Genomic DNA, 24,086 nt, shown 5'->3' with positions numbered 1-24,086 from the left:
CCTTCAGCTCTTTTGATTGGGGCCCGGATCAGCCGGCAAGAAGCAGTGGGAGATTGTTAATGTTCAAATTGGCCACAATGTCGTTGGGCAACCGGGCCCTGATCGCGCTGATCACAATTTTTGCCATGGTGTTCGGGGTCATCACCTTGGGATCGCTGAAACAAGAGCTCATCCCAAGTATCGAGTTCCCGCAAATCACTGTGGTCTCGGCCATGCCCGGCGCCTCTCCAGCCGTGGTGGACAAACAGGTCAGCGCTCCTCTTGAAGCTGCGCTGAATGCGGTGGAGGGGCTGGAATCCAGCACCTCCACCTCCCGCAGCGGCGTCTCTACCATTAGCCTCTCCTTCGCTTATGGCACCAACCTGGACCGGGCCCGGAACCAAATTGACCGTGCCATCTCCAATGTCAGCCAGCGCCTGCCTGACGGTGTGCAACCGCAGCCGATCGCCGGGAGCATCTCCGATTTTCCGATCGTCTTCCTGGCAGTATCTTCGGATCAAGACCTCGCTGCACTGAACACGGATCTGGCACGCATTGCCGTGCCGCAGCTCATGAAGATCGACGGCGTCCGCAGCGCCGATGTCAGCGGCGCCAATTCCCAGCACATCCAAATCCTGCCCGATCCCGCCAAAATGGCTGCCGCGGGCGTAAACCCCGGTGACATCTCCCAAGCTCTGAGCAACAACGGCACTTTGGTCCCTGTCGGCTCCCTGGACACTGGTGGCACCACCTTGTCCATCCAGGCCGGCAGCCCCGTGGATTCACTCGACGCGGTCAGGGCCTTGCCCCTGGCTGGTGCAGCGGAGGGAATCCCCACCATCGCCTCCGTGGCTACTGTGACGCTGGCGGATGACCCCACCACCTCCATCACCCGCACCAACGGCAAAGCCACACTGGCCCTATCCATTACGAAAAAGCCTGAGGCAGACACGGTTTCGGTGTCCGAAGAGGTGGCCACCATGTTGCCACAACTGGCGGCATCAATGGGCAACAACACCAAGTTCACCACCGTCCTGGACCAGGCCCCGTTCATTGTGAAGTCCATTGACGATCTCGCCACGGAAGGCCTGTTGGGTCTTGGCTTCGCCGTCATCGTGATCCTGATCTTCCTCATGTCAGTGCGCTCCACCCTGGTCACCGCGATCTCCATTCCGCTGTCCCTGCTGGTGACGTTCATTGGCCTCTGGGCCACCGGCTACTCGCTGAACATCCTGACCCTGGGCGCGCTCACCATCGCGATTGGCCGGGTGGTGGATGACTCCATTGTGGTCATCGAGAACATCAAGCGGCATCTAAGCTACGGCGAGGACAAGAAGACCGCCATCCTGGCCGCCATCAAGGAGGTTGCGGCAGCCATTACGGCCTCCACCCTGACCACCGTGGCCGTGTTCTTGCCCATCGCGTTTGTGGGCTCGCTGGCCGGGGAGCTCTTCCGCCCCTTCGCACTGACTGTCACCTTTGCGCTGCTGGCCTCCCTGCTGGTCTCGCTGACCATTGTTCCCGTTCTGGCGTACTGGTTCTTGAAGTCCACGCCCGCGGTGGAGCACACCAGTTCAGGCACGGCCTCGGAGCACGACGCCGGCACCCCCTTGCGTGGGAAAGCGCTGCTGACCGCTGTGGAAGAGAAGGAACGTTCGTCCTGGTTGCAGCGCGGCTACCTGCCCATCCTGGCCAAGACCCAAAAACATCCTGTTGTGACGCTCATTGCCGGTGGCATTGTGCTGGCCGCAACCCTGGCTATGACACCGCTGCTCCCTACCAACTTGTTAGGTGATACCGGACAGAACAGCATCACCATCCAGCAGGATCTGCCCCCGGGTACAAGCCTGCAAGCCAGCAACGAAGCTGCCAAGAAAGTTGAAAGCGTGGTGAGCGGCATTGACGGCGTCACCGATGTTCAGGTCACGGTGGGCAACGCCTCCGGCGGCTTCTCGGCGCTTCTCTCCTCCGGTGCTTCCAGCGCCTCATTCCAGGTCATCACGGATCCCGATGCGGACCAGGTGAAGCTCCAGGACACCGTACGTACCGCCGTCGAGGATATCAAGGATGCAGGCGTCATCAGCTTGGGGTCCCAGGGCGGCGGCTTTGGCATGTCTTCCTCCGTTGATATCACTGTCAAGGCCACCACGGGCGAGGAACTTCAACAGGCCAGTGAAACTCTGGTCAAGGCCATGACCGGGTTGGCGGGCGCGCAGTCGGTGGAAAGCAACCTCAGCGGCACCCAGCCGGTTGTCCAGGTCAGCGTGAACCGGGCGAAGGCCGTTGCGGCCGGCCTGGATGAGCAACAAATCACGGGCTTGTTGGCCGCCACCGTCAGCCCCATCCCCGGCGGCACGGTGCGCATTGACACCACCGATTACAAGGTCCAGATTGGTCTGGGCACCCAATTTGATTCCGTGAAGGCCCTAGCAGCCGCGCAAATCCCCACCAAAACAGGGCCCGTACCCCTCTCGCAGGTGGCCACTGTTGAAGAGGTCCAGGCCCCGCTCACGGTGACATCCTCCAACGGCCAGCGCACCGCCACAGTTTCAGTGACGCCTGAGGGCAACGCTTTGGGTTCGCTCAGCGCCGAGGTACAAAAGAAGCTCGACTCGATGCAGCTGCCCGCTGGCACCATCGCTACCATTGGCGGCGCGGCCACGCAGCAGACCGAATCCTTCCAGCAATTGGGGCTGGCCATGCTGGCCGCCATCGCCATTGTCTATGTGATCATGGTGGCCACGTTCAAATCGTTGATTCAGCCGCTGATCCTGTTGGTGTCCATTCCCTTTGCGGCAACCGGAGCCATTGGTCTGCTGCTCATCACGGGCATCCCGCTGGGCCTGCCGTCACTGATCGGCATGTTGATGCTGGTGGGGATTGTGGTGACAAACGCCATTGTGCTGATTGACCTCATCAACCAGTACCGCCAACCTGCCGGAGACAGACCCGCCATGAACGTGGCCGACGCCATTGAACATGGTGCACGGCAGCGTTTGCGGCCCATTTTGATGACCGCGCTGGCCACCATCTTTGCGCTGACCCCCATGGCGTTGGGCCTGACCGGAAGCGGGGGCTTCATCTCACAGCCTCTGGCCGTTGTGGTGGTGGGTGGGTTGATCTCCTCCACGGTCCTGACCCTGATCCTGGTGCCGGTGCTGTACCGACTCGTTGAAGGACGCAAAGAACGCCACGATCTCATCAAGGCGCTCAAGGTGGTGCACGTACCGGCCAGCCATGCGGGTGCTCACGCGGGCGCTCAGGGCAGTACCGATACTGGTGCTCACGCGGGAGCTGGCTTCCAGGACTGGACTACCGGGGCCATCCCGAAGGTCCGCGGCCGCCGCGCCGCAGACTAACCGTCCAGCTCCAAGGGCATCAGCACCTGGGTTAACGCCGAATGGTTGAGGGACGTTGAAAATTCAACGTCCCTCAACTATTCCCTACGCCTTGGCGTGAGATGTTATTTTTTTCGTTTGTTAGAGCTTCCACCTGTTGATGCGGTAGGAATTGCCCAGCTTTTCAAACACGCCCGGGTTGGCGTCCCAGTAACTCTTGTGGCCGCTGACGCCCACTCGCTGCGGCGTTCCCCACGGCGTAACAGAAAAAAGGTTGATCGCTTGAATGTCCTCACCGTTGGCGCTCTTGCAGCTGAACGAGATGACAACGGCCTGGCCGCGGCGAAAATCTTGGATCGCCGGAGTGCTGGAGGTGAAGTCAGAGGCGCACTTGTGTCCCACCAATTGCTGGGTCAGCTCGGTTGTTGAAGCACCAGCCAATTTGCTCTGTGTGGCCTTGATAGCAGCCTTCACCGTGGCCGGATCGCTTCCGTGCTTGCCCTCATCACTTTCCGCGAAGAAGGCAAAGGCCGTGGAAATGCCGTCAGCGTCCAAGTCCTTGGTGCCCTGGGCCACCTGCTGCATCTCTGTGCCTGTTTCGGGATCGGTGGTCTTGCCAAACGTGGTGTCATAATCCCAGGCCTTGAGGTACTGGAAGGAAGATTCTCCGGTCACGAACTTGGAGAACAGCGGATCTCCCTCCGCCGGAATCTCGGTGGGTCCCTCCAGCGCATCCCAGCCTTGTGGCAACGCAACGGCACCCTCTGGCATGGTGACGGCGCCATCACTGGGCTCATTCCCTGCCCCGGGACCGGTGGGCGTCGCGGCTTCGGAGGGAGCATCCCCGCTCCCCCTTCCGGCGTTATTCGAAGCGCTCTGGCTCGCGGCCACGGTGGGTGCTGATTTCCCCTCATTACCGGACTGAGTGAAAGAAGGGAGGACCCAGACCAACACCACCACAACCACAAGCACCACCGCCACAACCGCTGCGCCCACAACTATAAAGAGAGTCTTGCGGTTCCCTGGCCCTTGCTGGGGCATTGGCCCACCCGGAATCGGTGCGTTTGCAGGAGGCGGAGGCGCCCCGTTGTAGTTGCTCATGTATGTGCCTTTCCAGATTTCTTGTGCGCCTTAGAAAGGGTACCGGACGGCCGCTGCCCGCCCGCACCCGCCCGCGTGTCGGGACTCAAACTCGGTAACAGAACTCACGCAGAACCTCGCGAAAGCTGTGGAGCTTAGTCCACCGGGAGGGTGGGGCCAAAAGCCAGCTTCGGCACAAAGTACAAGGCGATCGCGGCAACAAGTGCCGTTACCCCGCAAATGGTCCACACCAACAAGTAGCCCTCCAACGGGGCAGCTGTGGAGCCAGCACCGGCAGTCAGCGAACCCAGTGCCTGTCCGGCAAGTGCAATGCCAAAGACGCAGGATGCGAAAGCTCCGCCCAAGGTCTTTGTGGCGTTGGTCAGCCCTGTCGCCATTCCGGTTTGTGTCAGCGGAGCAGCAGCCGCGGCGGCGGAAGGCAGGGCAGCCACCAGAGCCCCGCTGCCAATGCCGGCGATCGCCATGTTGGTGAGCACCTGCACCGTGGAATCGTGAAAAGGCAGGAACATCAGGTATCCCAGGGCAACCATGAATGCTGCGCCCATCAAGGTGATTCGTGGAGTGGTCCATCTGGTGACAACGGGGTAAAGGAGGGCACCGGCCAGCATGCCCAGCACGTACACGCCGATCAGAACCGACACCACGGAAGCGCTGGCACCGAGACCGTAGCCAACCTCGGCTGGGGCGGTGCGGGCGAAGGTGGACAGAGGCGCTTGCGCACCCAATACCGAGACACCGAACAGGAACGCGGTCAATTGGACCGGCCACATACTGGGCTTCCTCAGGAGGCGGATGTCGATCAGCGGGTCCTTGTGGCCAAGTTCGTAGCGTGTGAACGGAATCATGGCGGCAATTCCAAGCACCACGGCGGCCCACGCCCACCAGGTGCCGGGGCCGTTGATGCGCATGAAGGTCAGGCCGGCGGTGATCAGCAGCAGGCCGGTGGAGAGCAGGGTCAAGCCCATGAGGTCCAGCCTGCCACCCGTGCGGCTCTCGGATTCGGGAACACCGAACAGGATCACAAAGAAGCACAAGGTGACCGCGATGGCAGGAATCATAAGGGTCAGCCAGAGCATATCCGGCAGGGCGCCACCAATAAATCCACCGGCCAAGGCGCCAACAATCACGCCCAATTCCAGACCCGCCACGAGGATCCCCGCCGCTTTTCGTGTCAGCGCGGCACCGTCTAGCTGGTGGTGGGAGCGGCTGTAGATGAGCGCAATTTCCAGCGGCAGCCAGACAACGTAGAATCCCTGCAATGCCCATGCCGCCAGAAAGAACCAAAAGCTGGGGGCGAAGGCCACACCCCAGGACGCGGCCGCCGTCAATGCCGTGGAAATCAACAGCACTTTGCGGTGGCCCATCATGTCCCCCAGCTTGGCCAAGACCGGAACCACCAGGGCGGCGACCATGAGCTGTGCGGCTTCGAACCAGTTGACGTCGGCGTCGTGGATGCCAAGGTGGCGGGCAATGTCTGTCAGCAGCGGCGTGTAGTACCCCTGAAGGATGCCACTGGTGAGTTCAACCAGCACCAAGAATCCCACAACTGCTGTGGCGGTGGGTGCCAGGCGCAGGCCCCGCCCGTGCGTGCCGCGCTGGAATACAGCCATGGCTTGCCTCGAATTTTTCCGGTGCACGGCACTGTACGTCTTGTGGGCATACTAGTACCCGCGAGTAACCCAGCGCGCAGAAACATCCTTTATGTCAGCCGCGCGTGGTGTGCGGTGGCTTGCGAAGGCACAGGGAACATTTTGGACTGCTAGCGGGTTAGCCCTATATTAGATACAAACGCATATATCTCCCGGAGCCCCCTGCGCCCGGGAGTCAAGGAGCACACCATGCAGTTCGGAATTTTCAGTGTTGGCGACATCACCATGGATCCCACCACCGGGCGAACCCCCACCGAGCACGAGCGCCTCAAAGCCATTACCACCATCGCCAAACACGCTGAGGACATCGGCATGGACGTCTTTGCCACCGGCGAGCACCACAATCCGCCGTTCTACCCCAGCTCCCCCACCACCATCTTGGGCTATATTGCCGCCCAGACGAAGAAGATCATCCTCTCCACCAGCACCACGTTGATCACTACCAACGATCCCGTGAAGATTGCCGAGGATTTCGCCACCTTGCAGCATCTGGCCGACGGCCGCGTGGATCTGGTGTTGGGACGGGGCAACATGGGCGCTGTGTACCCGTGGTTTGGCAAGAACAATCAGGATTCAGTGGAACTGACGGTGGAAAACTATTCGCTGCTGCGCCGCCTCTGGGATGAGGAAGTGGTGAACTGGGAGGGCAAGTTCCGCACACCCCTGCGCGGCTTCACCTCCACCCCCCGCCCGCTCGACGGCGTTGCCCCCTTTGTGTGGCACGGCGCCATCCGCACACCCCAGGTTGCCGAAATTGCTGCGTACTACGGTGATGGCTTTTTCGCCAACAACATCTTCTGGCCCAAGGAGCACTACCAGCAGCTGATTGGCCTGTACCGCGAACGCTACGCTCACTACGGCCACGGCACACCTGAACAAGCAATTGTTGGCTTGGGTGGGCAGTTCTTTATCCGCAAAAATTCGCAAGACGCCGTGAATGAATTCCGCCCGTACTTTGATAACGCCCCGGTCTATGGCCATGGTCCGTCCCTGGAAGACTTCACCTCCCAGACCCCGTTGACGGTGGGCAGCCCACAGGAGTTGATTGACAAGACGTTGACGTTCCGTGACTACTTTGGGCACTACCAGCGCCAGCTGTTCTTGGTGGATCACGCCGGGCTGCCATTGAAGACCGTCTTGGAGCAGCTAGATCTCTTCGGTGCTGAGGTACTCCCCACCCTCCGTGAAGAATTTGCAACCAACCGGCCCGCGTCCGTCCCCGACGCACCCACCTTCGAAGCCCGGAGCCAGGGCGCGGCGGTAAGTTCCGGCGTCGCGCCTTCAACAACATCGATCAATCCTGCAGGAGTGAACTAAAGATGTCAGCCGCCGCACACCGCCGCCTCGCTACGGAATCCTGGGAGTCACTGCTGCGCACGCAAGTGGCCGTTATGCGCGAATTACACAAGGAGCCCAGTTTCAAAGAACTGGGCAGCCGGGAATACGACATTTTGTATAACTTAACGCGCTGCCCCAGCGGCTGGCTGCGGCTCAACGAGCTCAACGAGCATGTCTTGCTGACCCAGCCGAGCATTTCCCGCATGGTGGACCGACTCGAGGCGCGCGGGCTGATCCACCGCAAGACGGCGGAGGGCGATAGGCGCGGGGTGCTGATTGGGCTCACCGAGGAAGGCGCCGCGCTTCAAAAAGAGGTAGGGCGAGCGCATGTCAAGAACATCATGGAGCTGATGGAAGTGGCGCTCTCCGACGATGAAATGCGCACGCTGCTTGAGCTGACGAACAAAATCAGGGAGTCGGTGGCCAGCCGCTAGCTGCGTTCGCGTTCTCGCAGAGCTAGCTCGCGGCCCTGCAACAGCTCCCGGTAGAAGATAACTCCCGCGCCCAACGAACTGATGCGGACCCGTTCATTGACGGCGTGGAGGGAGGCACGGTCGCCAGCGTCCATCAGGAGCGGTGAAAACCTGTAGACGGCTGGCGAAATGGTGGTGAAGTGGCGTGAATCGGTGGCACCGGTCTGAATGTACGGTGTCACCACAGCCTCCGGATAGGAACGTGTTACCGCAGCACTGAGCAGGGCGAATTGTTCGTTGGTGAAGGAAGAGATGGGTGAGGGGTCATGCCCGGAAATCACTCTGAGCTCCACCTGTGGATCGTCGATGATGGCGCGGATATGTGCCACAACTGACTCAACACTCTCCCCCACGGCAATGCGAATGTTGGCGTTGGCGCGCGCAGTTGAGGCCAACACGTTGGCAGCCTTGCTGCCCTCCAGCATGGTCACGGCCACAGTGGTGCGGGTCAACGCCCGGGTCTCATCACCCACTACCCCAAATACCTGGGTCAGCAGGGACTTGAACATCCACATATTCTCTGTCACAAGCCGCATTGCAAAGCTGCTCTCAAGTCCTATGCGCCGCATCATTTCAACGATGGGCGCCGGCATGGAGCCAGGAAAGGGGGACTCTTCCAAGGCCACAATGGCTTGGGCTAAACGAACTGTGGCGCCCATTTTCGGCGGTGTCGAGGCATGCCCGCCAGCGCCCCTGGTGAGCAGTTCCAGATCCAAAATGCCCTTCTCAGCCACACCAATGACAGCCGCAGGGACCTTCAAGCCAGGGAACGCATCGAGAGCTACCGCGCCGCCTTCATCAAGGACCAGCCACGGCGCAACACCCCGGGCGGAAAGCAGCGCCACTGCCGCCTGGGCACTGTCGCCAGCGGTTTCCTCGTTGTTGCCAAAGGAGAGGTAGAGATCGTCAGTGGGCACAAACCCCTCCTCCAACAAGGATTCGACGGTGTTCATGATCACCACCAGCGCCCCCTTGTCATCCAGGGCCCCGCGACCCCACACATAGCCGTCCGTCTGAAGTCCTGAGAATCCAGGGTGCGTCCAGGCATCACGGGAATCCACGGGAACCACGTCATAGTGGGCCATCAAAACTGTGGGACGCGCCGGCGCATCCCCCCCGCGTCCTACCCAGCGGAACAGGAGTCCTTGGCCGTTCACAAACTCCCGGGTCAAGGATGAGTGCACTCTGGGAAATAACCGTTCCAACGCCGCGATGAAGCCAGTGAACTGGTCCAACTCAATCTGATCGCGGGCAGTGGAGAAGACGGTGCGGAAGCGGATCAATTCGCTGAGCTGATCTGCGGCACCTTGGGCGTAGTGCGCACCAATATCTCCGGTTGGCTCTGCTGCGCCAAAGTCACCCGGCGGCGTTCCCGGCCCTGCCCGGAGTGCGCGGGCACCGATGACGGCTGCTGCACCGGCAGCCCCAACCGAGAATGCGGCAGTCAAAGCACGGTTCAGCATTTTTGTGTTTCCCTTAGCCATGTCAGGGAGTCTATGCCACGTGACTGTGAGCACACCCGCCCGCCGGAGGTAGGATGTCCTCATGACTTTAGTGCCCTACCGCCTTGCCCGTGTCCGCCCCCTTGAGGCCGCAGCGCAGAACCCAGGGCGGCGCAGTGCCGCACCGCCCCCACTGCCCGAGCAATTTTTTATCCGCAATGATGCGGCTGATTTCACCAGCCCGGAAGGGCAGATCTGGCACGTCGTGGAGACCCCGTTCCCCACCTCCGCCGCCAACCAGAACAGTGCCGCCCGTGAGGGCTGGACCCTGGGCGCAACGCTCACTGAGGACGAATTCACGTTCCTGGCTCCTTGCGCCCCGGTGAATGTTTTTGGCATGGCGCACAACACCGGCGCCCCCGGCCGTGCCCTTGATCCGCAGGCGTTCCACAAGGCGGCCAGCTCCGTGATTGGCCCAGGCGAGGCAATCAAGCTGAGCCCTACGGTAGGTTACGTTGATCCTGAGGCCGAGCTGACAATTGTCATTGGCCGGCCCGCCAAGAACCTGTCGCTGGAGAGTGCCCGCAGCGCCATCCTCGGCTTCACCATTGGCAATGATGTCTCCGCTCGTGACGCACAAAAATCCGATGAACTGTGGATCAGCGCCAAGAGCCCGGACACCTTCACCCCGCTTGGCCCCTGGATTGTGGTGGGCCTGGCGGACGACGGCGTGCCCATCAGCATTGTGCACAACGGAACCCAGCTGGCCCCCGCCTCGAGTGACGATCTGGGCTGGGGTGTGGATGAGATCCTGGTGTATCTAAGTAGCTTCATGACCTTGCAGCCCGGTGATGTGATCCTCACCGGATTCCCGGCCGAGTGCCGGCAGATCAGCCCAGGTGACGAGGTTGTTTGCTGTGTGGGTGGGATTGGCGAGCTGCGCAACCCCGTGGTGGCTGGGCCCTGACCGGCCTCTGGCCCACCAGTGAAACTCACGGCTGAAACTCACAGGCAACGTTCTTGGTGCTGATTGGGAGTTCACACAGTCAGCTGGCAGAATTTAGTTAGTTATGGCAACTACAACAACTCCGGAGCCACTCCCCGCCGAGCCTGTCATCACAGGCCGCGGGGTTTCTGGTGTGCTCAAAAGCTGGTGGCAGCACCATCCTGCCCTATCCCAGCAACTGCGTGGCTTTGCTGTTGTTGCCCTCATTTGCACCGTCATCTCCATGACGATTTTTGCCATCCTGCGCCCCACCATGGGAAACCAGTGGGCCAACGTCATTTCCTTGGTGTTGTGCTCATTCCTGAACACGGAACTTAACCGGCGCATGAGCTTTGGCGTGAGCGGGCGCCACTTGTGGTGGCGGGACCAGCGCCGAGGAATCTGGGTCATGCTGCTGGCCTTGACCATGACCAGTGGCAGCCTGTGGGCGCTCCATGAGATAGCCCCACAGGCCTCCCTCGTGGTGGTACTTGCCGTAATTGTTCTGGGCAATGTGGCCTCAGCCGTCAGCCGGTTTCTGCTGCTGCGCTACTGGATTTTCCGCAGGGTCCGCCACGGCAACCCTGCGTAAGGTCCATTAGAACCTTGGAAAGGCCGCCGCGGGAACCGGGTTGGTGACTTTGCAGCCTGGTCCACTCCACGGTGAACCCAAAAACCCCTCTAACGCCCGCCAACAGTTTGCTCTAATTCGCCCCACGGGCAGGGAACATGTTTGGATGAGAGAACTCTCATCCCCTCCTCATGTGGCTGGCACCGTCATGCGAAAGGATTGGGGCATGCAGATTCCACGGTTCATCCTCATCACCTTCCTGGCCGTGCTGGTGGGTGGAACCACGCTGGCCACCACACTGCTAGTTTCAAGTTCCGAACCCGAACTGGGCGAAAGCATCGTGGTCACCCCCGCGTGGACCCCGCCCACAGGGAAGATCACGAGTGAGCCCTCTGCCAGCAATCCGCCCGCGAGCACGTCCCCTTCCAGCACCCCGACAGAGGGCAATCTTCCACCGGAGCTCCCGGCCGCACCCTTACCCATAATCGTTCCACCGCCGAACCCGGTGCCCGCAAGGCCCCTCCCACCATCGAATGGGGCCATCGAAGTTCCCGTCTGCGCACCGCTGGCAGGGGACGAGGATTGCGATGACGATTGGGAAGACTACTGGGACGACTATTGGGATGACTATTATGATGACTAATCGAGGCGGGCGAGCTCCCCGCCAGCACCCAACGGCTCGTGAACCTCGTACTCCGAGCGCCAGGGCGCGGATTATTGGCGCCATGGTGCTGCTGCTGACCCTCGCGTTCGCGGCGTCCATTGTGCTCTCGGCACAGATCCTCAATGCCCGTATAGATGCGCTGCTGGATGGCCGGCTCACTCATGCGGCCACGAGTTTGCGCACCTTTGCAGCGTCTTCGGCAGCCGACTCCGAGTTCACCTCCGATGATCTGCTGACCCGGTACTTACAAGACACCGTGCCCAATAACGCCGAGACTGCCTTTAGCCTGCTGGGGAATGCACCGCACCGGCGCATGGCCGGGGACCCTCCCGTGCGTCTGGACAGGGACCCGGTGTTCTTAGCTCTCGTGGGAGGCCATGATGAACCTGTTTACGGGCGGTACAAGTCAGCTGCCGGAGAAGTAGCCTACGCTGTGCTACCGGTGCAGGTGGAGGGCGATCCGCAGCTTGGGGCCGTGATCAGTGTGCAATTCCGCAATGAACTTGCCGCGCCGCTTTTTAGTTCACTGAGAATTTTCGCCCTCTCCGGCGTTCTGGCTGTCATTGGCGCCGGCATTACCAGCTGGCTCATTGCCGGGCGCGTGTTGGCACCCCTGCGGCAAGTTCGTGAGACCGCCGAGACCATCAGTGAGACTGACCTGCAGGGCCGGATTGAGGTGAACGGCCGTGATGATGTTGCCGCCCTCGCCAGCACGTTCAACCGCATGCTGGACCGTCTCGAGATGGCCTTTGCCACACAGCGTCAATTCGTGGACGACGCCGGACACGAGTTGCGCACGCCCATCACCGTGATCAGGGGTCACCTTGAGATGATGAGTGAGGACCCGGCTGAGCGCGCCGACACCGTAGCCCTGGTCACCGATGAGCTTGACCGTATGAGCCGGATTGTCAATGACCTGTTGTTGTTAGCGAAGTCCCAACAGCCCGATTTCCTCATGCCGCAAAACGTTGAGCTCATGGACTTGGTGGTGGATGCGCTGAGCAAGGCCCGCATACTCGGCCCACAGCACTGGGCCATCGATGAACTCGCTGAGGGCCAAGTGGTCGCCGACGGCCAGCGTCTAACCCAGGCCCTCATGCAGTTGGCAGCCAACGCCGTGGCCCACACCCCGCACACCGGCACCATTGCTTTTGGCTCCAGACTGGACCCTGCCCACCAGCTAGAACTTGATTCCGTCCACCGCAACGGCACCCTGTTGTTGTGGGTGCGGGATACCGGATCGGGGATAGCCGTGGAGGAACAAGAGGGCATCTTTGACCGTTTCCACCGTGGTTCTGGCCGCCGTCAAAGCGCTGGTGCGGGGCTGGGCCTGGCCATCGTCAAATCCATTGCCGATGCCCATGGCGGTACGGTTTCCGTCCTTAGCGCACCGGGCGCGGGAGCCACCTTCACCCTCACACTGCCCATCCAGCTTCCGCAGGAAGAAAGCGATGAGCCACTGAAACCGGGCACAGCACGCGTTGGAGAACTTGCACACATTTTTAATGAAACCGGAGAGCACTAAATGAAACGCATCCTGATCGCAGAAGATGAAGCCCGCATCGCAACCTTTGTACAAAAGGGGTTGAACGCCGAGGGCTATGTCACACATGTTGTTACTGACGGACAGTCAGCCTATGAAGAGGCCCGCTCCTACGCCTATGACCTGCTGATCTTAGATATTGGCCTGCCGGTCATGGACGGGCTATCGGTGCTGCACAGGCTGCGTCAAGACCTGGTGGACATCCCCGTGCTGATTCTCTCAGCCCGCAGTAGCGTGGAGGACAAGGTGGCCGGTCTGGGCGGCGGGGCGGATGACTACCTGCCCAAGCCGTTTGCTTTTGAGGAATTGCTGGCCCGGGTCCGGTTGCGCCTGCGCGGGCATGTCATGGAAGAGGCAACCGTCTTGACGGCAGGGACCATGATCCTGGACCTGCGTACCCGCCGCGCCCTAGTTGACGGTGTTGCCAAGGATCTCAGCGCCCGCGAATTCGCCCTGGCCGAGACCTTGTTCCGGCACCGGGACCAGGTGCTTTCCCGCGAACAGCTGCTCTCCCAGGTGTGGGGCTTTGACTTTGACCCCGGCTCCAACATTGTGGATGTCTACATCAGGTACCTGCGTAAAAAGTTCGGCGCCGAGCGCATTGAGACGGTCCGCGGCATGGGGTACAGGCTCAAACTGGACTGATGCGGAGTTCATGAGAGGTCTCTCATTTCCGTCTCCTTTTTCTCTCATACGCGTACTGAACAGTAGTGATTAGGAAATCAATCACTCGTTTAGGAGCCCTCATGTTCAATCTGTGGATTGCACTGGCAGCAAACCTTGTCTGTATCACCGTTCTGGTCTACGCCGTCTACTTCCCCCGCTACCAGCGCCGCGACCTGGCCATCGCCTACGTATGCCTGAACGTGGGCATCATGCTAGTCACCATGCTCTTGTCCGGCAGTGGGGCCGGCATGGGCCTGGGCCTAGGATTGTTTGGCGTACTCTCCATCATCCGGCTCCGCTCGGATACCCTGACCCAAGGCGAGATCGGCTACTACTTCGCCGCACTGGTCCTCGGTTTGATGAACGGCCTGCACCCGGACCCGGCCTGGCTCTCCCCCGTTCTCTCCGCGGCACTGGTGGCTGTGCTCTACCTCGCCGATCATCCCCGGATCGCACCGCGCACCCGCCGCCAGAGCATCACCTTGGACCGCGCCTACGCCAATGAGGTGGAACTGCGTGACGCACTCGAGTCATTGCTGGGCGGGCCCGTCACCCGCATCGAAGTGATCTCGTTGGACGTTGTGCGTGACATGACCGTGGCCGACGTCCGCTACAAGACCCCCACCCCCGCTGCCCTGGCCGCCAAGTCTTCAGCATCCATCGGGAGCACCGAATCCAATCCGATGGCGGGCACAGAGCCGGCCTTGAGCACGGCGGACCTTGAGGCTGTGCTCTTTGATGCGAGCGATGCCACCTCAGCAGCAGCGCCGCTCCATGCGCAGTCACATTCATGACCTGCGCAGAAGTCCTCGAGGCCGGTGCCGGCCAGCGCCGTCCCATCAGCCTCGCGGAGGTGAATGAGGAAGCTGCGCTGCAGCGCCGCGTAGATAAAAAGTTCCTGCTGACCAGCAACGAACTGGCCACCCTCATGGCGGCCTTGGACGACGATTTCGCCATCATGGAAATCGGCCAGCGCCGCATCTTCGGCTACAGCTCCACCTACTTCGACACCCCAGATCTGGACCAGTTCCGGGCCCACCGCCAGGGCCGGCGGCGCCGTTTCAAGGTCCGCACCCGCACCTACCTGGATTCCGGATTGTGCATGTTTGAGGCCAAGTTGAAGGGTCTGCGCGGGGAAACGGACAAGTACCGGATCCCCCACCCGTTGGATGAGCGCACCACCATGAACCACGACGACGAGGCATTCTTGGCCGAGCTGCTCGAGACTGAATACGGGATCCCCATGCCCGCTCTGAACCCGGTCATGACCGTGGACTACCGCCGAGGCACGCTCGTCAACCCGCACAGCCGCGAAAGGCTCACCTGCGATGTGCAGTTGGTGTGCAAAGACCAGGACCAGGAAGTGGCCGGGCCTGACCTGGTGGTGGTTGAAACAAAGTCAGCCGACGGGCGCGGGGTTGCTGATCGGGTCCTGGCCGAGATGGGCATCCGGGACCTGAGCATGAGCAAGTACTGTGTGGGCATCGCCTTGCTCCACCCCAATCTTCCGGCTAACCGCTGGAATCGGATATTGCGCAATCGCTTCGACTGGGACAGGGCCCCGGCCTTCGCCAACTAGCGAACCGAAGTTAGCTCAGCCGTAATACCCGCGCCACGGCGGCCACCAGTTCGGTGGCCGCCGTCGCCAATTCACCAGACTGCACGTCAGCAGGAAAACTAAAGCGTAGGGCCGTCTGGGCCACACCCCGCTCGAAACCCATGGCGCTCAGTACTGCCGACGGCTCATCGGAGCCTGCCGCACAGGCCGAGCCCGATGAGCACACAATCCCGCGCCTCTCCAACTCCAGCAGCACCGATTCCCCACTGGTGCCAGCAAAACAGAAGGAAGCCACATGGGGCAGCCGCCTGGTTGGATGCCCCGTCAGTTCCCCACTGGGCAGCTCGCCCAGAACTTGCTCGATGAACTCCGCCCGCAGAGCAGTGACACGTATGGCCGCGGCCTCCCGCCCCTGTTCCGCCAGTGTCAACGCCGTGGCCAGGGCAACGGCAAAAGCCACGTTCTCTGTCCCGGAACGTCCCCCGCGTTCCTGACCGCCGCCATGGATGAGCGGCTCATAGCGGGTGCCGCCCTTGATATAGAGCAGACCTACCCCCTTGGGCGCACCGATCTTGTGCCCCGATAAGCTCATGGCTGTGACACCCAAGGCGCCCACCTGTAACGGCAGCCAGCCCGCCGCCTGGACGGCGTCGCTATGCAGTGGCACCCCTGCGGCGGCGGCCACAGCGGCCAACGCCGGAAGGTCTTGAACCGTCCCCACCTCATTGTTGGCGTACATGATGGAGGCAACAGCCACCCCGCCCGCACTGCCGGAATCCAGCAGTGCGGCAAACACGCCAGGATCCACCAGAGCACTGGAATCCACCGGCACCACTTCCACTACAAAACCGTGCACGCGGCGCAAGAACTCGGCCGATTCCACAATGGCCGGGTGTTCCACGGCGCTGATGAGCACCCGGTTCAATTGGGGGTTGGCTGCACGGCGGGCCAACGCGATGCCCTTCAAGGCAAGATTGTCTGCCTCGGTTCCCCCGGAGGTAAAGGTGAGCTCCTCGGGGTGGCAACCCAACGCCGTCGCACATTGCTCTCTAGCGTTAGCCAACGCGGAGGCTGCCAACTCCCCCAGCTCGTGGTGGCTGGAGGGGTTGCCGAACTGGTTGGTCAGGAACGGGAACATGGCTTCGATGACCTCCCGCCGGACGGGGGTAGTGGCAGCCGCGTCGAGGAAGATCACTGTAGTTCCACCGCAATATCCAGGCCCAGATCCAGGGCGCGCACGCTGTGGGTCAGGGCGCCGACGGAAATGATGTCCACACCCGTGCGGGCAATGCCGGCGATGGTTGAAAGATTCACGTTGCCGCTGGCCTCCACCAAGGCGCGGCCGGCCACCAACGCCACACCCTCCACGAGTTCTGCATTGCTGAAGTTATCCAGCATGATGGTGTCCACGCCAGCAGCCAGCACGGGCTCAACTTGCTCCAACGCATCCACCTCAACCTCAAAATGCACGGTGTGCGGTAGCTGGGCACGGACGGCTGCGAGCGCCGCCGTCAATTTGGTGGTGTCCCCGCCGGTCAGCACGGCCAGGTGGTTGTCCTTGGCCAGCACGGCGTCTGAGAGCGAGAACCGGTGGTTGTGCCCGCCGCCGCAGCGCACCGCGTAGCGTTCCAGGATGCGCAGTCCAGGGGTGGTCTTTCGAGTATCGGTGACACGCGCCTTGGTGCCTTCAATGAGGGCAGCGTACTCCGCGGTCTGGGTGGCAATGGCGCTCATGCGCTGGGTCAAATTCAGCGCAATCCGCTCCGCCGTCAGCACCGCGCGCGCCAGCCCTGTCACGGACATGAGCCGCTCCCCTGCGGCGAATCGTGCGCCGTCGGCAGTGAGCTGTTCCACGTGCGCACCCGGGTCTTGCAGAAGCATGGCGGCCGTGAACACCTCACCTCCGGAGAAGATGCCGGGTTCGCGCGCCACCAGCCAGGCCGTGGCCCTCGCCTCGGCCGGAAGCAGCGTGGCCGAGGTAATGTCCCCATACGGGGCGTCTTCGGCGAACGCCCTCAGGAGAATCTCCGCCACGGCGTTACCTGGCAGCGGGGGAAGCCACGGGGTGGTGTGCAAGTCTGTGGCCTCTACGGCAGGTACGACGGCGTTCATACTGTTTCGCTTTCACGCTGGAATTTGACGGGGTTCATGTGGGAGACGGTGGCAGCCCGGTGCTGGAAATCCCTCGCCGCAGCACGGGACGAGGAGGCGGTGCGGGAGGAGGCGGTGCGGGTCCTGATCGGAGGGTCCGTGAAATCAGCACGGAAGTGGGCACCCACGGAGTTCTCCCGGCTCAGTGCCGCATGAACCAAGAGCTGCGCCACGGTGAGCAAGTTCAACGCCTCGGCTTCTTCACGGCTAGGGACCGCGGTCCGGGCGGGCATCTCTCGCTGCGAGCGCCACCCTGCCAGGACCTCTGCGGCATGGCGCAGGCCCTGCGCATCCCGAAACACCCCGGCATGAGCACTCATCAGGGCCTGCAAGGCGTCCTTGCTAAAAGTAAGCGCATCCGCGTGGACGGATAATGGCGTTGCCCCGCCAAGCTGCATCTGGGCATGACTGTACTGGACGTGACTGTACTGGGCATGACTGCTTTGGGCGCCAACATTTCCCGTGCCAGCAGCCATTTCACGCAGGAAGGCATCCACAGCTCGGCGGCCAAACACCAAGCCTTCCAGAAGTGAGTTTGAGGCAAGCCGGTTGGCTCCGTGCACTCCGGTGCAGGCTGCTTCTCCGGCCGCATAGAGTCCGTGCAAGGAAGTTTCGCCATCTTGATTGGTGGCGATGCCGCCCATCCAGTAGTGCGCGGCCGGGGTGATGGGCAGCCGCTCCCGTGTCCAGTCGAAGCCCAGCGCCTGTGTCTTGGCAGCAATGGTGGGGAAGCGGCGGCTTAGATAACCCGCCCCCTGCGCCTGCTCAATGCCTGTTGCATCGAGGTAGACGGATTGGCCGTCCCTGCCGTTGCGCAGGTGGGCGGCAATGCTGCGGGACACCACATCCCGGGGCGCAAGATCGCCGTCGGGGTGGTACCGAAGCATGAACGCCTCACCCGCAGCATCTCGCAGAACGGCCCCTGCACCTCTGACGGCCTCGGAGATCAGGAAATTCTCCCCCACAGCAAGTGCCGTGGGATGGAACTGGAAATATTCCAGATCAGCCACCACGGCCCCGGCACGCCAGGCGAGGGCAACGCCGTCGGCCGTGGCCACGGCGGGATTGGTGGTCGCTGCGAAAAGCTGCCCGGCTCCCCCGGTGGCGAGCAGCACGGCGTCGGACCTCAAATCAATCATGCCGGGCTCACCCTGTGGGAGCTCGCGGTGGTAACGCACACCCTTGACACTGCGCTCCAGGGCGGCGCCCTCCAGAACCAGCAGATCATGCACGAAGGCGTGTTCCACAAGCGTTACGGCGCCGCGTGCTGCGGCAGCCCGGACGGCCTTGATCAGCCCGTTGGCGATGGCGGCGCCCGTGGCATCACCTCCCGCGTGCAGGATACGGGCCGCGGAGTGGGCACCTTCTAGGCCCAGCGCCCTGCGACCGCTGGCGTCACGGTCAAAACTGACACCAAAATGCTCGATCGCGGCAATGTCACCCGCCGCCTCCGTGCATAGAATACGTACGGCTTCAGGGTCGCACTCTCCGGCACCGGCCTTGAGGGTGTCGGCAATGTGCGCCTCGACGGTGTCGCCCGGGGCGGCAGCGCCGTCTGGCAATACGGCGCAGATCCCGCCCTGCGCCTGATGGGTGTTGCTCTGCGCGAGCGCACCCTTGGTCAGCAGCGTGACCTGAACCCCGGCCTGGGCCGCGAGCAAGGTGGCGTAGAGGCCGGCCACCCCGCTGCCAACAACCACCAGGTGGCGGGCGCTCATGCGCGTGCTGCGCTGCGTGGTTTGGCGGCGAGCATCCGCTCAAGCGCAATCCGGGCGTTGACGGCCGTGGTTTCCGGGACGGTGATTTGATTGCGCACCTCACCGGCCACCAGGCCTTCCAGCACCCAGGCCAGGTAGCCGGGGTGGATGCGGTACATGGTGGAGCAGGGGCAGATCACCGGGTCCAGGCAGAAGATGGTGTGCTGCGGGTACTGTGCCGCGAGCCGGTTGACCATGTTGATCTCGGTGCCAATGGCAAAAGTGGTGCCGTCCGGGGCGCCCTGGATGGCTTTGAGAATGTAGTCTGTGGATCCTGCCTCGTCGGCGGCATCCACCACCTCCATGGGGCATTCGGGGTGCACAATCACGCGCAGGCCGGGGAAGTCCGCGCGTGCCTTCTCAATCTGGGCCACCGTGAAGCGCTTGTGCACGGAACAAAATCCCTGCCACAGCACTACTTTCGCGGCCTCCATGACCTGCTGGCTGTTGCCTCCCAAGGGCAGCCGCGGATTCCACAACGGCATCGCCTCCAACGGGATGCCCATGGCCTTGGCGGTGTTGCGGCCCAGGTGCTGATCGGGGAAGAACAGTACGCGCTGGCCGCGCTCAAAGGCCCAGTCCAGCACGGTGGAGGCGTTCGAGGAGGTACACACAATCCCGCCGCGCTCCCCGCAGAACGCTTTGAGCGCTGCCGAGGAGTTCATGTAGGTGACGGGGATAACCGGAACCCGGCCCTCGGCGTCGGGCTCTGTACCGTAGAGCGCCTCCAATTCCGCCCAGCACGCCTCAACGGAAGGTAGATCCGCCATATCTGCCATGGAACAGCCAGCTGCCAGGTTCGGCAGAATCACGCTCTGGTGGCTGCCGGAGAGCATATCTGCCGTCTCGGCCATGAAGTGCACGCCGCAAAATACAATGGCTTCGGCTTCGCTGCGGTTCTTCGCGGCGTTGGCGAGTTGGAAGGAGTCCCCCACGAAGTCCGCAAACGCCACCACTTCATCACGCTGGTAGAAATGCCCCAGCACCACCACGCGTTCCCCAAGTACCGCTTTCGCGGCACGGATTCGCCCCTCAAGCTCGGCGTCAGAGGCGTCCTTGTACTCCTGCGGCAGCTGCCCCTGCACGGGAGTGGAGGCCGGGGCCGTGTCCTCATTGGAGGCGCCGGGGCCATAGCCCGGTGTACCGGCGAGTGCCTCGGCGAGATCGAACTCCCAAGGGCCCTGGGCCAGATCCTCGTCACAGCTTTCCTGCGCCCGGCCCGGCTGGCCTGGGATGTGGGACTGGGCAGCTTCGGCCTGCTCTCGGGTTATGAGCTGGATGGTGGTGTTCACGGATGACATGGCGTGCTCCAAAGGGTTGAGGCAGTGAGGATTGCGTGCGTGGGGCTGAGTCTGGTGGTTGATTCTGGTACTTGATTCTGGGCCGTGCCTGCTGGTGGTGCGGGAGGGTTGACCTTGAGGCTAGAGGGTGGGCGGCGGGTGCCCTGGCGGGCCTGCTCTTTCCAGGAGGGGTTGCTCCAAGAGATGGGTTTTCACCAGGTGATTGTTGGTGCCGCTGTAGCGGTAGAGCCGGGGCGGGCGGTGCTTGCCGCCTTGTAAAAACTCGTCGGTGGGTTCAATGCCTGCTGTCTGCTTGAGCTGGCGGCGGAAGTTGGCCGGGTCAACGCTGCGGTTCAGCACGGCTTCGTAGACCTCACGGACCTGAGCCAAGGTGAACTTTTCGCCGAGTAGATGGTACGCAATGGGACCGTATTCCATCTTGTTACGCAAGCGCCACAGTGCGTATTTGACGATCTCATTGTGGTCAAAGGCCAGTTCTTGCAATCCGTCGGCCCGGAACCACTGAACGTTCTCCGATTCTTCTGCCTGTTCGGCCTCGGTGGACTGCACCAGAGCCCAGTACACAATCGAGACCACGCGCTGACTGGGCGAACGGTGCAAGCCGCCGAAAGCGTAGAGCTGCTCAAGGTAGCTCGGTGCCAGGCCGGTGGTGTCCTGCAGGTTCCGAGCCGCCGCATCCAGCAGCGATTCGGCCTGTGTCAGGGGTCCGCCCGGCAACGCCCACAGCCCTTTAAAAGGTTCGCGAATGCGTTTGACCAGCGGCAGCCACAGCGTGGGCCGTCCTGAAGAAACACTGGGGCGGAGAGCAAAAATGACGGTCGAGATGGCCAGTGCAGGGGGCTGCGCCAGGCGTTCGCTGACATTAGCTGCAGCCACTAAGGGCACTCGTTCCATGCCGCTCACCTCATTTCCCGACCCAACAAACCAGTTAGAGTCATATTGACTACAACTGATTCTACGGCCACAGGTGTCTTAGAAACAAATCTTTTACGCCAGAGGACCCGTCCATAGCGGCTCCGGAACCCGTGAAACTTGGACTATCCCCGCAAACAGCACCCGGACCAGCAACCGGACCGGCACCCGGACCGGCACCCGGACCGGCACCACATAATTTATTCCGTTAGCCAAAGGTGAATTACCCTTGACAAGGATCAAAATTCTTTCATCGTCGGCCAAATGTGGCCAGCTCCACTAACGAAGGCCATCCCTTTCATGAACCCCCAAACGGAAGTTGCCACGGTTGCGTCTGTCACAACAGGCCTGGGCAACTCACTCAAACAACGCCAACTGACCATGATGGGTCTTGGCAGTGCAATTGGCGCCGGACTTTTCCTAGGCTCCGGCGAGGGGATCATGAAGGCTGGACCGGCCGTGCTGATTTCCTATCTGGTGGCCGGCACCTTGATCATTTTGGTCATGTGGGCCTTGGGTGAGATGGCCGCAGCCAACCCCAACTCCGGCGCCTTTTCCGTCTACGCGGAAAAGGCTATGGGCAAGATGGCTGGGGCAACGGTCGGCTGGCTGTGGTGGCTGCAGCTGGTGGTAGTGATTGCCGCCGAAGCGCTCGGGGCAGCCGCGCTACTCGTCACGATTTGGCCGGTTTTGCCGGTCTGGGCCTTGACATTGATCTTCATGGTGGTCTTCACAGCCGTCAATCTGACAAGTGTCAAAAACTACGGCGAGTTTGAATTCTGGTTTGCCCTGCTCAAGGTTTCCGCGATTGTGCTTTTCCTGCTCTTTGGCATCGCCTTGCTGCTGGGCCTGATCCCCGGCACCACATCCCCTGGCCTGGGCAACTTCGTCAACAACGGCGGATTCGCACCGAACGGCATGGCGGGCATCGCAACAGCACTGTTTGTTGTGGCCTTCGCGTTCGGCGGCACCGAAATTGTGGCTGTTGCCGCCGCCGAGACGCCCAACCCGGAACGCAGCGTTGGAGTGGCGGTGCGCACTGTTGTGTGGCGTATCTTGGTGTTTTATGTAGGCTCCGTGTTCGTCATCATTGCCGTTCTGCCGTGGACCTCCAAAGCATTGCTTTCTCCCTTTGCCGGCGTGCTGAACGTTGCCGGACTTCAATGGGCTGGCACAGTCATCACTTTGGTGGCCGTGGCTGCACTGCTCTCAGCCCTTAACGCCAACCTGTACGGGGCATCGCGCATGATTTACTCACTCGCCGAGCGCGGTGAGGCACCCCGGCTTTTTGCGCGCACCAACACTCGTAGAGTCCCCGTTCCGGCAGTGGCGATGTCCGTGGCGTTCGGCTTCGTGACAGTTGTCCTGGAAATCCTGTACCCCGACACCATCCTGAAGGCATTGTTGAACTTGGTGGGATCCACCTGCCTGATCATTTGGGGTTCGGCGCTGCTTTCACAATTCATCCTGCGCCGCCGGGCAGACCGTGACGGAACGCCCTTGCCACTGCGCATGCCCGGATTCCCGTACCTTTCAATTGCCGGGCTGGTGCTGCTGGCGGCCATCTTTGCCGTCGGATTCAGCGATCCCACCAGTGCAAAGCAACTCCTGAGCACCTTCAGTCTGGTGGTTGTTATCGCTTTGCTCAGCCATTTCTCGCACCGCCGCCAAAAGGCACGGGCAGCCGCACAGCCTTAGATCGGGTCCACGCGGCGCCTGCGCCACTGTACTCAAAGGCGAACCTAGGGCAGGCACGCTACGTTTTCGCTATTGTTGACGTACGACGGCGGCACGGACCGCTGCGGGAAAGGCTCACCCCATGTCCTCACCAGGCAAGATGCCCTCACCCGGCAAGCACGCTGCAATAACTTCTCCGCACAGCATTGAAGGCGTCCAAGCCGGACTCCACGTTGTTAGCTTTGAAGCTACGGAGCCTGTTCCCCTGCCTCCCGTGCTGCTGATCCACGGTTTTGCTTCATCCGTTGAATTGAACTGGGTCAAGACAGGCTGGGTCACCGCCCTCAATCAGGCCGGGCGCCGGGTGATTAGCGTTGACCTGCCAGGCCATGGCGGCAGCACCGCACCCTATGATCTGGACTCCTACACACCAGGGAAGATCCGCGCCGATCTGCTCCAAGTCCTCATTGATCAAGGTGTGCGTCCCCGAGTCGATGCAGACCCCACCAGCGGGGTCGATCTCATTGGGTACTCACTGGGGTCCCGCTTAGCGTGGGAGTTTGGTGCAACTCAGTCCGAACTGGTGCGCAAGATGGTGTTGGGCGGCCCTAACCCGGAGGATCCCTTGGCCGATTTTGATTTACGGGCAGCACAAGACTTCCTCAATGACGGCACGCCCATTGCCGATGCTTCAACGGCCTGGCTGCTGAACATGGCGCAGGTGATTCCCTCCAACGATATTTTTGCGCTCCTGTCCCTGATTCAGGCGGTGAAAATGGAGCCGTTTGATCCCACCGACGCCGTACCTTCCATGCCCATCCTTTTGGTGGCCGGCAGTCTCGATGAACGTGCCCGCAGCATGACCCGGTTGGCGGAGCTGAGCCCCGGAAGCAACCAGTTGGTGATCCAGGGACGAACCCATAACAACACGGTGACCTCACGCGAGTTCAAGGATGCCGCCTTGAGCTTCTTGAGCTAGGT

Annotated in this window: 20 protein-coding genes; 12 read left to right on the top strand and 8 right to left on the bottom strand. The window is 61.7% G+C overall.

Annotated elements, in window-relative coordinates; all coding sequences use genetic code 11:
* Window positions 1-59: 59 nt before the first annotated feature.
* Window positions 60-3,338: an efflux RND transporter permease subunit gene (locus CVS29_RS12690; protein ID WP_110106688.1), complete on the top strand. Its 3,279-nt coding sequence runs from the start codon at window positions 60-62 to the stop codon at window positions 3,336-3,338.
* A 120-nt stretch (window positions 3,339-3,458) separates the two neighbouring features.
* On the opposite strand, the gene CVS29_RS12685 is transcribed toward CVS29_RS12690, so the two are convergent.
* Window positions 3,459-4,418: a hypothetical protein gene (locus CVS29_RS12685; protein ID WP_179442446.1), complete on the bottom strand. Its 960-nt coding sequence runs from the start codon at window positions 4,416-4,418 to the stop codon at window positions 3,459-3,461.
* Window positions 4,419-4,552: 134 nt separating this feature from the next.
* Window positions 4,553-6,028: an MFS transporter gene (locus tag CVS29_RS12680; RefSeq protein ID WP_110106687.1), complete on the bottom strand. Its 1,476-nt coding sequence runs from the start codon at window positions 6,026-6,028 to the stop codon at window positions 4,553-4,555.
* 228 nt (window positions 6,029-6,256) lie between these two features.
* Between CVS29_RS12680 and CVS29_RS12675 the strand changes: the two genes are divergently transcribed.
* On the top strand, window positions 6,257-7,384 hold the full coding sequence (locus tag CVS29_RS12675) for an LLM class flavin-dependent oxidoreductase (protein WP_110106686.1): 1,128 nt from the start codon (window positions 6,257-6,259) through the stop codon (window positions 7,382-7,384).
* 2 nt (window positions 7,385-7,386) lie between these two features.
* The gene (locus tag CVS29_RS12670) at window positions 7,387-7,839 is read left to right on the top strand and encodes a MarR family winged helix-turn-helix transcriptional regulator (protein ID WP_110106685.1); all 453 of its coding nucleotides are present in this window, start codon (window positions 7,387-7,389) and stop codon (window positions 7,837-7,839) included.
* Here CVS29_RS12670 and CVS29_RS12665 read toward each other — a convergent pair.
* Window positions 7,836-9,362 (bottom strand): M20/M25/M40 family metallo-hydrolase, encoded by a 1,527-nt coding sequence (locus tag CVS29_RS12665; RefSeq protein ID WP_170120972.1) that lies wholly within the window; start codon window positions 9,360-9,362, stop codon window positions 7,836-7,838. The two genes, CVS29_RS12670 and CVS29_RS12665, sit on opposite strands and share 4 nt — an antisense overlap.
* 61 nt (window positions 9,363-9,423) lie before the next feature.
* Here CVS29_RS12665 and CVS29_RS12660 point away from each other — a divergent pair, with 61 nt between their 5' ends.
* From CVS29_RS12660 to CVS29_RS12630, 7 genes are all read left to right on the top strand, one after another.
* A complete protein-coding gene (locus tag CVS29_RS12660; protein ID WP_110106683.1) occupies window positions 9,424-10,287 on the top strand; it encodes a fumarylacetoacetate hydrolase family protein in 864 nt (287 codons plus the stop codon).
* Between the two features lie 103 nt (window positions 10,288-10,390).
* Window positions 10,391-10,897: a GtrA family protein gene (locus CVS29_RS12655; RefSeq protein ID WP_110106682.1), complete on the top strand. Its 507-nt coding sequence runs from the start codon at window positions 10,391-10,393 to the stop codon at window positions 10,895-10,897.
* A 205-nt stretch (window positions 10,898-11,102) separates the two neighbouring features.
* On the top strand, window positions 11,103-11,519 hold the full coding sequence (locus CVS29_RS18475) for a hypothetical protein (protein WP_170120971.1): 417 nt from the start codon (window positions 11,103-11,105) through the stop codon (window positions 11,517-11,519).
* Window positions 11,500-13,065, top strand: a complete 1,566-nt coding sequence (locus tag CVS29_RS12645) for a sensor histidine kinase (RefSeq protein ID WP_211315132.1) — start codon at window positions 11,500-11,502, stop codon at window positions 13,063-13,065. Before CVS29_RS18475 ends, CVS29_RS12645 begins: the two co-directional genes overlap by 20 nt.
* Window positions 13,066-13,728, top strand: coding sequence for a response regulator transcription factor (locus CVS29_RS12640; RefSeq protein WP_110106679.1), 663 nt, complete (start codon window positions 13,066-13,068; stop codon window positions 13,726-13,728).
* A gap of 101 nt (window positions 13,729-13,829) precedes the next feature.
* Entirely contained in the window at window positions 13,830-14,543 is a 714-nt protein-coding gene (locus CVS29_RS12635; RefSeq protein ID WP_110106678.1) for a DUF4956 domain-containing protein, read from the top strand.
* Window positions 14,540-15,328, top strand: coding sequence for a polyphosphate polymerase domain-containing protein (locus tag CVS29_RS12630; RefSeq protein WP_110106677.1), 789 nt, complete (start codon window positions 14,540-14,542; stop codon window positions 15,326-15,328). Before CVS29_RS12635 ends, CVS29_RS12630 begins: the two co-directional genes overlap by 4 nt.
* A gap of 10 nt (window positions 15,329-15,338) precedes the next feature.
* Here the strand turns inward: CVS29_RS12630 and CVS29_RS12625 are convergent, their stop codons facing one another.
* The 5 genes from CVS29_RS12625 to CVS29_RS12605 all read right to left on the bottom strand — a co-directional run bounded on the left by CVS29_RS12625 (window position 15,339) and on the right by CVS29_RS12605 (window position 21,410).
* Complete coding sequence (locus CVS29_RS12625; protein ID WP_110106676.1) at window positions 15,339-16,502, bottom strand: cysteine desulfurase family protein; 1,164 nt, start codon at window positions 16,500-16,502, stop codon at window positions 15,339-15,341.
* Complete coding sequence (gene nadC, locus CVS29_RS12620; protein ID WP_110106675.1) at window positions 16,499-17,419, bottom strand: carboxylating nicotinate-nucleotide diphosphorylase; 921 nt, start codon at window positions 17,417-17,419, stop codon at window positions 16,499-16,501. Before nadC ends, CVS29_RS12625 begins: the two co-directional genes overlap by 4 nt.
* On the bottom strand, window positions 17,416-19,176 hold the full coding sequence (gene nadB, locus CVS29_RS12615) for an L-aspartate oxidase (protein WP_110106674.1): 1,761 nt from the start codon (window positions 19,174-19,176) through the stop codon (window positions 17,416-17,418). Before nadB ends, nadC begins: the two co-directional genes overlap by 4 nt.
* Complete coding sequence (nadA, locus tag CVS29_RS12610; RefSeq protein WP_110106673.1) at window positions 19,173-20,516, bottom strand: quinolinate synthase NadA; 1,344 nt, start codon at window positions 20,514-20,516, stop codon at window positions 19,173-19,175. Before nadA ends, nadB begins: the two co-directional genes overlap by 4 nt.
* 120 nt (window positions 20,517-20,636) lie before the next feature.
* The gene (locus CVS29_RS12605) at window positions 20,637-21,410 is read right to left on the bottom strand and encodes an NUDIX hydrolase (RefSeq protein WP_110106672.1); all 774 of its coding nucleotides are present in this window, start codon (window positions 21,408-21,410) and stop codon (window positions 20,637-20,639) included.
* A gap of 318 nt (window positions 21,411-21,728) precedes the next feature.
* Here CVS29_RS12605 and CVS29_RS12600 point away from each other — a divergent pair, with 318 nt between their 5' ends.
* Window positions 21,729-23,126 carry an amino acid permease gene (locus tag CVS29_RS12600; RefSeq protein ID WP_110106739.1) on the top strand — a complete coding sequence of 466 codons (1,398 nt, stop codon included), beginning with the start codon at window positions 21,729-21,731 and terminating at the stop codon, window positions 23,124-23,126.
* A gap of 121 nt (window positions 23,127-23,247) precedes the next feature.
* A complete protein-coding gene (locus CVS29_RS12595; RefSeq protein WP_245932222.1) occupies window positions 23,248-24,084 on the top strand; it encodes an alpha/beta fold hydrolase in 837 nt (278 codons plus the stop codon).
* Window positions 24,085-24,086: the final 2 nt, after the last annotated feature.

It is taken from the genome of Arthrobacter psychrochitiniphilus (genome assembly GCF_003185915.1).
In the GTDB taxonomy this organism is placed as follows: domain Bacteria; phylum Actinomycetota; class Actinomycetes; order Actinomycetales; family Micrococcaceae; genus Specibacter; species Specibacter psychrochitiniphilus.
The sequence above is the reverse complement of the archived record's forward strand: the minus strand, read 5'-3'. Positions and strand labels throughout refer to the sequence as shown.